Source organism: Corynebacterium aquilae DSM 44791, from assembly GCF_001941445.1.
Classification (GTDB): Bacteria; Actinomycetota; Actinomycetes; order Mycobacteriales; family Mycobacteriaceae; genus Corynebacterium; species Corynebacterium aquilae.
On the sequence record NZ_CP009245.1, the window covers coordinates 1,423,161 to 1,435,266 of the forward strand.

Annotated in this window: 8 protein-coding genes; 2 read left to right on the forward strand and 6 right to left on the reverse strand. The window is 60.6% G+C overall.

Going from position 1 to position 12,106, the window contains the following annotated elements:
* Positions 1 to 26: 26 nt before the first annotated feature.
* On the reverse strand, positions 27 to 1,424 hold the full coding sequence (locus CAQU_RS06025; RefSeq protein WP_075726101.1) for an NAD(P)/FAD-dependent oxidoreductase: 1,398 nt from the start codon (positions 1,422 to 1,424) through the stop codon (positions 27 to 29).
* Between the two features lie 576 nt (positions 1,425 to 2,000).
* Here CAQU_RS06025 and CAQU_RS06030 point away from each other — a divergent pair.
* Entirely contained in the window at positions 2,001 to 3,314 is a 1,314-nt protein-coding gene (locus tag CAQU_RS06030; protein ID WP_075726104.1) for a class I SAM-dependent methyltransferase, read from the forward strand.
* A gap of 97 nt (positions 3,315 to 3,411) precedes the next feature.
* Here the strand turns inward: CAQU_RS06030 and CAQU_RS06035 are convergent, their stop codons facing one another.
* Together CAQU_RS06035 and CAQU_RS06040 are read right to left on the reverse strand one after the other, a co-directional pair.
* The gene (locus tag CAQU_RS06035; protein WP_075726106.1) at positions 3,412 to 4,065 is read right to left on the reverse strand and encodes a DedA family protein; all 654 of its coding nucleotides are present in this window, start codon (positions 4,063 to 4,065) and stop codon (positions 3,412 to 3,414) included.
* Positions 4,066 to 4,311: 246 nt separating this feature from the next.
* A complete protein-coding gene (locus CAQU_RS06040; RefSeq protein ID WP_075726108.1) occupies positions 4,312 to 7,251 on the reverse strand; it encodes an FAD-binding and (Fe-S)-binding domain-containing protein in 2,940 nt (979 codons plus the stop codon).
* 366 nt (positions 7,252 to 7,617) lie between these two features.
* On the opposite strand from CAQU_RS06040, the gene CAQU_RS06045 reads away from it, so the two are divergent.
* A complete protein-coding gene (locus CAQU_RS06045) occupies positions 7,618 to 8,592 on the forward strand; it encodes a bile acid:sodium symporter family protein (protein ID WP_075726110.1) in 975 nt (324 codons plus the stop codon).
* Positions 8,593 to 8,675: 83 nt separating this feature from the next.
* Here CAQU_RS06045 and CAQU_RS06050 read toward each other — a convergent pair whose 3' ends face one another.
* From CAQU_RS06050 to CAQU_RS06060, 3 genes are all read right to left on the reverse strand, one after another.
* Positions 8,676 to 10,160: an SDR family oxidoreductase gene (locus CAQU_RS06050; RefSeq protein WP_075726112.1), complete on the reverse strand. Its 1,485-nt coding sequence runs from the start codon at positions 10,158 to 10,160 to the stop codon at positions 8,676 to 8,678.
* A 1,006-nt stretch (positions 10,161 to 11,166) separates the two neighbouring features.
* Entirely contained in the window at positions 11,167 to 11,373 is a 207-nt protein-coding gene (locus CAQU_RS06055) for a hypothetical protein (protein WP_075726114.1), read from the reverse strand.
* 12 nt (positions 11,374 to 11,385) lie between these two features.
* Positions 11,386 to 12,069 carry a YceI family protein gene (locus CAQU_RS06060; RefSeq protein WP_075726116.1) on the reverse strand — a complete coding sequence of 228 codons (684 nt, stop codon included), beginning with the start codon at positions 12,067 to 12,069 and terminating at the stop codon, positions 11,386 to 11,388.
* Positions 12,070 to 12,106: the final 37 nt, after the last annotated feature.

Below are 12,106 nucleotides of genomic sequence, written 5' to 3' on the forward strand. Positions count from 1 at the left end.
GCCTACGGGCCCAGGCGTGTGGGGGATTAACCGCCGTAACGCTCGGTGTCCTTGAGCTCAATCGGGGTATCAGCACCGGCGGCGCAATCTTTAAGCTTGCCCAAAGCGGTGCGGGCGTGCAGCTGCTGGCGGGTGGTGACCAGCTGCCAGCGGTCACGGGATACGGAGTTCAGGCCCCAGGCAATAGCGGAGACGAAGCGGTTGCGGAAGCCCACCAGGAACATCAGGTGGACGGCCAGCCAGAGCAGCCAGCCGACGAAACCGGTGACCTCAACCTTGCCGAGCTTCACCACAGCAGAGAAGCGGGAGATGGTGGCCATGGAGCCCTTATCGAAGTACTCGAAAGCTTCGCGAGAGTTCGCGGGACGGCCATCGGCCTCGGCGGCGAGGTTCTCGGCGACGTACTCGCCGGCCTGGATGGCGACCTGGGCAACGCCGGGCAGCTGGTTGTAGCTCATCATGTCGCCGATGACGAACACATCGGAGTGATCGCCGACGGACAGATCCGGGTTGACCGGAACACGACCTGCGCGGTCAACTTCCACGCCACACTGGTCGGCGACGAGCTTGCCCAGGGGGCTGGCCTGGACACCGGCGGACCAGATCTTGCAGAAGCTGTGGATGGTCTCCTCGGAGTCGTCCTTGGTGGACTTGTAGGTCACCGAGGTTTCGTCAACGTTGGTGACAATGCTGTTGAGCTTCACAGTGACGCCGAGCTTTTCCAGCTGGCGCTGAGCGTTGCGGCCCAGGCGCTTGCCGAAGGGCGGCAGGACCTGCGGGGCACCATCGAGGAGGATGATCTTGGCGCTGGCGGGATCGAAGTTGGAGTATTCGCCCTTTAGCGTGCGGTGGGCCATCTCGGCGAGCTGGCCGGCCAGCTCGACACCGGTGGGGCCGGCACCGACCACGACGAAGGTGAGCAGGCGTTCCCGCTCGGCCGGATCGTTGCACAGCTCGGCACGTTCGAATGCGCCGATGATGCGTGCGCGCAGCTCCAGGGCGTCGTCGATGGACTTCATGCCCGGCGCGTACTGGGCGAAGTGGTCGTTGCCGAAGTAGGACTGGGAGGCACCGGCGGCGACGATGAGGGAGTCGTATTCGTAGGTGCGGGTGAAGTCGCCGAGTCGGGTGGTGACGATCTTGGAGTCGACGTTGATGTCGACGACCTCGCCCTTGACGACGTTGGCGTTGTCCTGATCTTTGAGGATCTGGCGGGTGGAGGGGGCGATTTCGCCGGAGGACAGGATGCCGGTTGCCACCTGGTACAGCAGCGGTTGGAACAGGTGGTGGTTGGTGCGGTCGATCAGGGTGACGTCGACGTCGGCTTTGGCCAGCTTGTGGGTGGCGAAGAGGCCGCCGAAACCGGAACCGATGATGACAACGTGGTGACGCCCACCTTCGGGGCGAAACGGCTTGTCAGTCATGTGTTTTGAGCTCTCCTTTGAGAATGTTTTTGTTTCAGCGAGTGTGTTCTCGTTGTTTGCCCCCGGGGCACGGGTGGCGCGGGTGTGGGTGGTGCGCGCGGGCCCGTGTGGGGTTTGGGTTGATGATAGCGGTTGTTGTCGGATAACTCACACTCGTTTTGGGTGGTTTTTCTGTGTGTGGGGGAGTAGGTGCTTGGTTTGTGGGGGTGGGGTGGTTGTGTGGGGCTGGTGTGGGGGGTGTGGCCTGGTCTCTGGGGTGTTCTTGTGTGTGGGTTTGTGACATTTTGCACTCGGAACAATCGGAGTGAATTATGCCTCAGGTATGGGTGGTGGGGTGTTTTGGTGCTCCGGTGGGATGGGGTTGTGTGGAGAGAGTTTTGGTGCTTGTCGGCATGGTGTGCCAGCTGCTGGGGTGGTGCTGTGGAAGAGTGTTGGGTGTTGTTCCATGTTGGTGATCTGTGTGGTTGCCGGGTGCCGTGTGTGCTGGGTTTTGGGCCTGGTGCGGGTGGTGTGACGCTTAGTGTTGGGGCGTTGTGGAGTGTCTTTTGGCGTGAATAAGTGTGAGGTTTTGGTGCTGTGACTTTTTCTCATTTGTCTGGGATTGATGCGGCTGTGTGGCCGGATGTGGTGGAGGTTCCACAGGTGCCGTTTTCTCGTCAGGCGGTGCGTCAGGCGGAGGGGGAGCTGGCGCGCGCGTGTCGGGAGGCGGGGATCAATGTTGATCCTGAGGTGGATGCGCCGTTGAGTTTGGTGGTCCATCATGATGCGGTGTTTGCGCGGATGGCGGCGCGTGGCTGGTTGGGTTTTGTGGAGGGGTTTTTGGCGGGCGAGTGGGATTGCCCGGATGTGGAGTCGGTGTTGGCGGCGTTGATGGATGTTGATTTTTCACCGGGTGGTTCGCGGTTGCGGAAGCCGCCGGCGCCGCGGTCGCCGTTGCCGCGTCATGCTGGCGGTGATTTGCCGTGGGATGTGGTGTCTTTGTATTCGCCGATGTCTGTTCCTGCGGAGTTGTCGGGGATGTATGCCTCTGGGGTGGCGACGACGGTGCGGGAGGAGATCGATAATGTGGCGCCGAATGCGGGGAAAAATGGGGTGCCGTCGAAGGTGTTTGTGGATGTGACGACGGTGCAGGCGCCGGTGGGGGTGGAGCGTGCTGATTTGGCTGCGGCGCAGGCCCGGAGTGTGGAGTCGCTGTTGGATTTGGCGTGGGTGACGCGGGGATCTGATGTGTTGGATATTCCGTCGACGACGCCGATGGTGGCTTTGTTGGCTAGTGAGCGGGGGGCGATTGTGGATTGTTTGTGTATGGATGAGCAGGTTGCGCACGATATGGCTGATGCGGTGGGGGAGCGCGCGACGGTGGAGTGGTGTGCGGATGTGATTCCTTCCCGTAATCAGTGGCGGGGTCGTTATGAGGCGATTGTGTCGGCGGCCCGTTTGGAGGTGTTGGGTCCTGCGGGGCGCAAGGAGTTCGCGGCGATGCTGGATCGTTTGTTGGGTCCTGCGGGGCGGGCTGCGGTGCAGACGTTGTGTACGAAGCGGGCGTTGGCGCGTTGTGAGTTGGCGGCGTTGGAGCCACTGTTGCGGTATGTGTGGCCGGCGTTTGATCCGGTGTCGGTGGATAGTTTGCGGCGTACTTTTGATGGGTCGACGGGGGTGCGGATCGTTGCGGAGAAGCATTTTGGGTCGCATTTGGAGTTGACGACGCGGTTGCAGGCGCAGTTGTTTGCGGCGCATGAGCGTAAGGCTGCGGCGGCGGGTATTGATGTGGTCACTAGGCGCCTGTGGCGTTATTGCTTTGCGTTGATTGCGGTGTTGGCGCAGCGGGAGGCTTTTGATGTGGTGCAGTTGGGGATTGCCCGTAAGCCGCGGGCGGTAACGCGCCGCTAGTGCGAGGCGGGGGTGTTGGAAAGCTTAAGGGTTGGGCTACGAAGAGTTAGGGCATGAAAAAATCCGTGACCGGTGGTGTGTCACGGATTGTGGGGGTTTAGCTTTGGTTGGGGGTTGTGGCTTCGGCGGGGGTTGGTGGTGTGTGGTTTTGGTGTTGGCGTTGCTTTTTGATGATGTTGTACACCTGGTAGCCGAAGGGGATGAGCAGGGTTGCGAGTCCTGCGAGGATGAACCAGTGCATGTATTTTTGCACGATGGGAATTTCGCCGAGCAGATAGCCGAATAGTGGGATGAGTCCGCCCCAGGCTGCGGATCCGAGCACCGAGTAGAAGGTGAATTTTCGGTGGTCCATGTGGCTGAATCCGGCGACGACGGGGGTGACGGTGCGGACGACGGCGATGAAGCGTGCGAGGAATACCGTGGCGGCGCCGAAGCGGTCGAAGAAGTGGTGGGATTTTTCTACCGCTTCGGGTCCGATCCATTGCATGGCGCGGGTGTGGATGATGGCGGGGCCGACTTTGCGGCCGATGAAGTAGCCGAGTTGGTCGCCGAGCATGGCGGCAATGGGGATGCCGACCATGAGGGTCCATAGGGGGGTGAAGGGCGGGTCGGCGTGGGCCATCATGCCGGCGGTGAAAAGGAGGGTGTCGCCGGGGAAGATGAAGCCGATGAGAAGTCCGGTTTCCATGAAGACGATGATGAGGATGCCGAGAAGCCCAAAGGAGCTCAGCAGCATATCAACGTCGAACATGATAAAAGTCCGTCAACTTTCTAGACTTGACTATTCCGGTGGGCGGTGGCTCTTTCGGGGGTTTGTGAAAGAGTCCTGCACCGCAACCGGTGGTGCCACAGGTGTGGTTGCTTGTGGTTTTGACTCTACCGCACGGGTGAGGGCTGGCGCACAGCTGCCCAGCACACAGGCCCGCACCGCGTGACTTTTGTGCGGCCTTTTAGGCGCAAGCTTGTCACGGGTGCGGGCGGGATGTCTCAACCCAGGCTAGGGGGTGACGACCGGGCGGGAGGCGCGTTCGAGGAAGATCGCGATGTTTTCGAAGGGTTTGCCGGCGATCATTTCCAGCCCCATCTCGCAGGTGCGGTTGTCGGAGACAAAAGCGTCAAAGTCGCGGGCGTCCAGCGTGCGGCGTTCCTCGCGGGTGGCGGACTCCACGAGCTCGGGGTGCAAAAGTCCACGGTCACCGGCGGTGCCACAGCAGCTGGTGCCCACCGGCACCACAACGTCCTCAGTGCACAGGGCGACCAGGTCGGTGAGCTGATCGTTGATGCCCATGTGCGTAGTCGAACACGTGGGGTGGACGGCCACCGCCTGGTAGTGCTCGGTGAAGGTCAGCGCCTCGCCGACCTCCCGGTGCAGCCACTCGACGATGTCGAGAATCTCCAGGGACTCGAACTTGTTCTTTAGTTCCCCGGTCAGCACCTCCGGGACATTGTCGATGATGCCGTGGGTACACGAGGCGGCATCGACGATGATGGGCAGCTTGCCTCCCTCGGACCACTCCCACAGATCCTGGGCGATTTTTTCGGCCTGGTAGCGGAAGCCATCCTTGTAGCCCTTCGACGACCACGGGGTTCCACAGCAATCATCCTTGACATCTGCCGGAATCCACACCGGACGGCCGGCGCGCCGGCCCAACTCCACCACAGCTTCCGGCAGCTGCAGGCCGGGTTTGCCGTGGGGAGTGCCGAAAATGCGGTTAATGCAGGCGGGGAAGTACACGGCGGTGGCGCCTTCGCGGAAAGTTTCCGGCAGGTGGGCCTCACCGGGGCCGGGCAGCGCACCCGGCACCGTCGGCAGCAGATCGCGGCTGATAACGGTGCGCAAAGTATCGGCCACCGCGGCCAAGGCCCGATAGCCGAAGGCGCGCTGCACCACTCCCGCGGCCCCCACGCCCAGGCGCAGCGAACGGGCGATCGCGCCCCAGTTTTTCGCCACCACCAAGGCCGCCTTATTGGCCGCATCGCTGACCTGCTGGGCGCGCAGGCCCTTCATCACCTTGCCGGTGTCGATGGACACCGGGCAGGCCACGGAGCACACCCCATCGGCGGCACACATATCGATCGCGTCGTACTGGTACTCGTCCTGCAGCACCTTCAGCAGCGGAGAATTTTCCGGCTGACGGGCCATCTCACGGCGCAACACGATGCGCTGGCGGGGAGTCACCGTCACGTGGCGGGAAGGACACACCGGCTCGCAGAACCCGCACTCCACACAATCATTGATCTCGTCTTCCACCTTCGGGAAAGACTTGAAATTGTTCAAGTGCACATCCTGATGGCGGGTCAGCTTCACATCCGGGGCCAAAATGCCGGCCGGATCCAGCAGATCCTTGACCCGCCACATGTAGCCAAAGGCCTTCGAGCCCCACTCGTACTCCACGAACGGTGCCATATTCACGCCGGTACCGTGCTCCGCCTTCAGTGAGCCCTGGTATTTGCCAATCACCAGCTCCGCCAGCTCATCCAAGAATTGGGCATAAGCCTTGCGTTCCTCCTCCACCGCCAGGCGGGGAAGCAAGAAGAAGTGCAAGTTGCCGAACGCGGCGTGGCCCATCACCATCTGCGGATAGCCGAACTTACCCAACAAATCGATCAGATCCGACGAGGCCTCGCCCACATCCGCCGGCGGGAAACACACGTCCTCCGTAATCAGGGCGGTGCCCTGCGGGCGGTCCGCACCAATCAAGCCGAACAGGCCATTACGGATCTGCCAAGCACCAGCCATGCCAGCGGCGGTGGAATCAAACTCCAGCGGGGCAGTCAACTCCGCGCCTTCGAGCACCTTCTCCACCGCCTGGCAAGCAGCAGCCAAACCATCCTCGTCAGCGCCGCCAACCTCAACCAGCAAGGCAGCCTCATTGTCGTCAATATCCGCCCACTCTTTCGGAGCCTGGGGGAAATTGCCCACCGAGCGCTTCATCACCGGCGCCACCAGCAGCTCACAGGCCAACGCGCCAGCCTCCATGATGGAGTGCACATACCGGGCCGCCTGCTTCAGATCAGGCAGCATCACCCATGCCACAGCCTTCTTGCGGGGCAGCTCCACCGTGCGGATCACCGCCTCAGTCAGCGCGCCGAAAGTACCCTCAGCGGACACCATGAGCTTCAGCAAAATATCGACCGGGCGATCCTCATCCAAAAACGCATCCAAACGAATGCCGTTGGTGTTACGGATAGAAAACTTCCGCTTCAGCAGCGCCACCAACTCATCGTCCCCGCGAATCTCATCGCGCAACGCCAGCAGGCCCTCATAAATGCCGGGCTCCAGGGCTCGCAGCTGCTCATCCGCGTCCGCGGCCGCAGTGTCAATGATCGAGCCACTAGGAAGCACGATCGTGGCAGATTCCAAGGTGTGGTAGCTGTCGCGCTCCACCGAACACCGCATGCCACCTGAGTTGCAGGACAACACACCGCCGATGGTGCATACCGAGGTCGAGCCCGGATCCGCACCAATCATGTAGCCATGCCGGGCCAGCACCGCCTGCGCATCCCCCAGAATCACGCCCGGGCGAGCCCAAATGCGTTTCCCGCCGTCACGCACCTCCATGCCACGGAAGTGGGTCTTAGTATCGACCAAAATGTCATCGGTCATGGCCTGGCCATTGAGGGAGGTGCCACCACTGCGGAACACCAAATTGCGCTTGTGCTCGCGAGCAAAAACCATCAACTTCGACAGATCGGTGGCGTTGCGGGGCTGCACAACAACCTGCGGCACCTGTCGATAGGGGCTGGCGTCGGAGGCATAGCGCACCAGGTCGCTAATGCGAGTTAAGACATTGTCCGGGCCAAGCAGCTCAATGAGGTCATTTTTCAACTGCTCGGGGGTACCGGCCCAGCGAGAAGCGGGCACCGCGTCGGGCAACGGTGTGGCACCGGCGGGCTGGCCGATACGCTGCGGATTCGGGGAAAGGAGTTGAGTCATGCATAGGAGCATACCGCGAGACCCCTCACATCTTGGGGCTAACCCTACTGAAAATTATGCAAACTACTGCATAGTGACCTATAGTAGGGGAGAACCAGGGGTACACCTTATCCCCACTACCACCCGCACCAGCATCAGGTGCGGGTGCGACCTTTCCATCCGAAGCTACACCCGAAGAAAAACTCGGATGCGAAACGCATGCCCGGCGCCCACCCGCAGCGTCCTGAGGCAAACCCGCGATCCGCACTGCGCTCAACCTCATTAGGTTCGACCGTACTGTGGGCCCGCGACCCCCCGGTAGGGAAGCGCGGCATGAATGGATCCTCGCCGAAGAACACACTGAGCAAGAAGAAGGGACGCCGACCGATGAGTCTGCTCGACACCCCCAGCGTGCACGATGCGCGCGATGAGACCAAAGAGGACATGTCCGCCAAGCTGGCGGTCGCCGTGTTTCCTCTCGTCGTCATCGTCGGCGCAATTTTCGCGTACCTGAACCCCACCCCGATGCTGGGATTCAAACCGCACCTGACCAACCTGCTGATGGTCATCATGTTCTGCATGGGCCTGACCCTGACGCTGCCGGACATTAGTGAGGTGCTGCGTCGCCCTTGGCCCATCTTCCTAGGGGTGGCAGCACAATACATCGTGATGCCGGCTTCCGCTCTGATGGTGTCGAAGATGCTGGGCTTCGGCCCGGAGCTGGCGATCGGCTTGCTGCTTTTGGGCAGTGTGCCGGGTGGAACGGCCTCCAACGTCATTGCCTACCTGGCTAAAGGCGATGTGGCGTTGTCGGTGGCCATGACCAGCGTGTCGACGCTGCTGTCGCCGCTGCTGACTCCGGTGATCATGCTGTGGCTTGCCGATGCCGAAACCCAAGTTAATGCCGGCGGCATGATGATTTCGCTGGTCAAAACCGTGCTGGTTCCCGTGGTGGGCGGCTTGTTGCTGCGTGTGATCGCTAACCGTTTGGTGACCGCGCTGCTGCCGGTGCTGCCGTGGTTGTCGATCATCGTCATCGGAATCGTGCTGATGACCGTGGTGGCAGTTAACTCTGAGCGTTTGGCCACCGTTGGTCTGATCGTGGTTGTTGGCGTGGCCATCCAAAACTTGGTGGGCTTCATCATCGGCTACTTTGCTCCGAAGCTGCTCAAGCAGCGTGAGGCGGCCTGTAGGACCACCTCCATCGAGGTGGCCACCCAAAACTCGGCCCTGGCCAGTGCCATGGCAACCCAGTTCTTTAGCGCCGAGGCGGCAATCCCGGGCGCAGTCGCCGCCGTCTACGCCAACGTCTCCGGCGCGGTATATGCGGCCATCGTCCGCCGCCGTCCCATGACTGACTAGATCCACACGCTCGCAGGCAAAACCGAGTCGACTCCCTTCACCGCATCCTTGGTCCCTAGTCGCCCAGGAAGTGGTGAAGGGTTTTATTTGTCTTTAGGGTGGTGTTGTTCGGCGGCAGCGACGATGTTGCTGGCCATGGTTGGAAAGACCAGGCCATGGGCGGGGAGAATGGAATACCAGTAGGCCAGACCGGCCACGCCACGGGGAAAGAAAATCGCGCGCTGCCGGTAGGTGACCGCCCCGGTGTCCTCATCCTTATCAGCGATGAGCTCCAGCCAGGCATCCCCAGAGACCTTCATATCCGCCCGCAAACGCAGCAGCCGCGGCCTTTCGATGGCTTCCACCGTCCACCAATCCACGGCGTCGCCGAGGCGTACATGGTCCCGGCTTCGTCGACCCCGCGCCAGGCCGGGCCCGCGCATTGCCCGATCAAGCCATCCGCGAATCCGCCACAGCAGGGGAGTGGAGTACCATCCGTGCTCGCCGCCAATGGATTCGATGACCGCAAACAAGTCTTCTTGGCTGGCGCTGGTGGCCTTACTGCGCTCATCGACAAAAACTTTGCGGCCCGCCCATTCGGGATCGCTGGGCAGCGGCTCGGCCTCGAAGGTGCGGTCATCAGTCCACCTGGTGACGATGTTGTCCGCCCGCACATCGGCGAGGCTACGGCGAATGGTTTCCTCATACGGGGTCAGCCCGCCGGGCGGTGGGGGAATATAGGCATCGATATCACGCTCGGTGACCACAGCGTTGACGGCCAGCGAATGAATAAGGGGCTTGGCGATGCCGGAGGGAACCGGGGTGATCACGCCCACCCAGTGGGAGGCTAGCCAGGGGCTGAACACCGGTACCGGAATCATCGGACGCTTTTTCAAACCGGCAACCTTGGCATAACGATTCATCATCTCGCCGTAAGAATAGGCCTGAGGACCGCCGATGTCCCACGTGCGTGAACCGGGGAAATCCGCGGTTGCAGCACGGGTGAGGTAGTGCAAAACATCGTCAATGCCGATGGGTTGGACCTGGTTACGCACGAACTTTGGGGTGATCATGATGGGCAGCCGCTCGGTGAGATGGCGGATCATCTCGAAGGAGGTGCTGCCAGAGCCGACGACGATTCCCGCCTGAAAAACCACCGCATTAAGCGTCGAATCGAGAAACACCCGGCCAACGGCGTGGCGTGAGTCCATATGATTGCTGCGCGCCTGATGTGGATCGGTTAGGCCTGAAAGATAGATAATGCGCTCGCAACCCGCATTTTCTGCAGCATTGACCATGGCATGCGCGCATTCGAGTTCAGTGCGGGCGAATTCCTTGGAGTCGCCCATCGAATGCACGAGGTAATAGATCACGTCAATATCAGTGACGGCGTCTCGCAGAGACTCCGGTTTGGTGAGATCGCCTTCGATGATTGTGACGTTGCCTGCCCAGGGAACCTCCGCCAGTCGGCTGGGCGTGCGCACTAGAACGGAGACGTCGTGTCCGGCGTCTAACAGCGACGGCACCAGGCGGCCGCCAACGTAGCCGGTGGCTCCGGTGACGAGAATCTTTTTGCGGTCGTTGCTCATGGCGCCCACCGTACCAAAGGCTACCGCCAATGGTGTTATCAAAGGATGTGCCGGGCGGAAAGCATCAGGCGAGGTGGGGTACAACTTGCCAAATATAAAATGACATAATGTACATTATCGGACAATTACGGAGAAGTGCCGGTGCAGTGCCAATTATTTACCTCAGCGTCACGCCTCCGAGATTGCTGTGCAAAGCTCGTACTGGTCTACAGTATCTGCAGTCGCGATTTTCGCGGCTTGCTGGCGTGAAGGCTTTGATCCATCTCGTGCTCTGCATGTCGGCCACAGTCTGTATGTCGTGCTGGATCTGTGACGCATCCTCGCCCGTAGGTTTGTAGATCGGGCTTTTATACCTGAGGCGTGATTGACCGGAGGCTGTCTTGTGGAGCTTGGCTAATGGGCGTTATGGCCCTGTCGGTGACTTGTGGGGTGACGTTGAGGTCCATGGCGGCCACTAGTCCCCATTTTTTACCGTGCTGCCGAGTGTCCTATATATGTCACTCTGACGAAAAGAAAGCCATTGAGGCCTGTTGGCTCTGTGTTTTCCGCTTCGTCGATGGTGCCTTCTCCATGGGTGACGTGGAGTCGTCACGGGTGAATCGACCATTGTCGTCGTTGACGTCACCTGCGGCTCGCAAGGGCTGGATGCGCTGCGGGCTGGTGTAACGAGACAAACTGTGCGTGCGGATCAAGCGGAATCTCCAGGCGCCGGCCCGCCCCGTTTGGCCTCGGCGCGAAGGTTTTTGTGCGCAATGCGCGCGCCCTCGAAAGTCATAAGGTGCGCTGTAGAATCCGCTTCCCCAAGTGCCTCGCATATCAGCGTGGCAATATTATGTCACTTTTGCTCTTTCGCTTCTATTGCAACGAGAACCCTTTGAGGCTACGACTGTGAACGCCGCCCCCAAGGCCTCACTGTGCCCGGAGAACCACTCAACGCCGCCGCCGAAGCATTCCAGGTGGCGGCGTCAGCGCGATACAAGTTCTACACATCTTGTTCTACACGCTTTTAGGTGTTGCGCTCGCGACGATGAACCGGGTCGCTATCCCGCATCAACTCCGCGTGACGGATAGCCCGATACATCTGTAGCAACGTCAAAACCACAAACACCAGGCCTATAGCGATCGCCCACACCTCGGCGCGCAACAAGTAAATAAACACCCCAAGTGCGACCAAACGGATCGCTAAAACGCCCAGCTGAATCTGCGTATTCATCGCGTGCCGCCGCTACTTCTTTTCCAAGGCGAGGCGGATATTGAGCACGCCATTTTCGTCAATTTTGGCGGCCACAAAATCTGGCGAATCCACCCCGAACTCAGTCCTGTTAAACGGCAAATCACCAGCGACGACGACGCGTTCCCCGGTGCGCAAAACATCAAACTCCCCCGTGACAGGCTTCGTCGTGCCGTGCAGGGTCAAAGATCCCTTCAGCGTGACATGGCCGGTCGAGCCGTCCCCCGGAATCTGTGCCACATCGACCGGCTGATCCAGCGTAAACGTCGCGGTGGGAAAATCATCGGTGTGCAAAATGTTGCGGCGCACGTTGATGTCGCGCTTTTCCACATCGGTCTTAATGTTGCGCAGATCAACGGTGACCTCCCCCGAGGTCAGCGTCTGGCCCTCCACCACCACATCACCAGTGACATCGTGAGTAGTGCCGGAGGTTTCCTTCTCCTGGCCGGGCAAAATCTCGTGGAAGGTGTAGCCCACGGCGGTGGTGTTTCGGCCCGAGCCCTTCACCACATGCCAATCCCCATCGATATCAACGCTCGCGGGCAAGGCCCCCTCGGCCGATAGTCCTTCAGTTTTCAAACCAGTCGACGTCAAGGCCTTATAGGCAACAGGTCCGACGCTGGCCAGGGCCAGCACAACGATCGCGATAACGGTTAGGGCCACAATAGGCTTTCTCATGGTTGGTCATTCTATCGTGTTCGCATAGCCCTAGTCA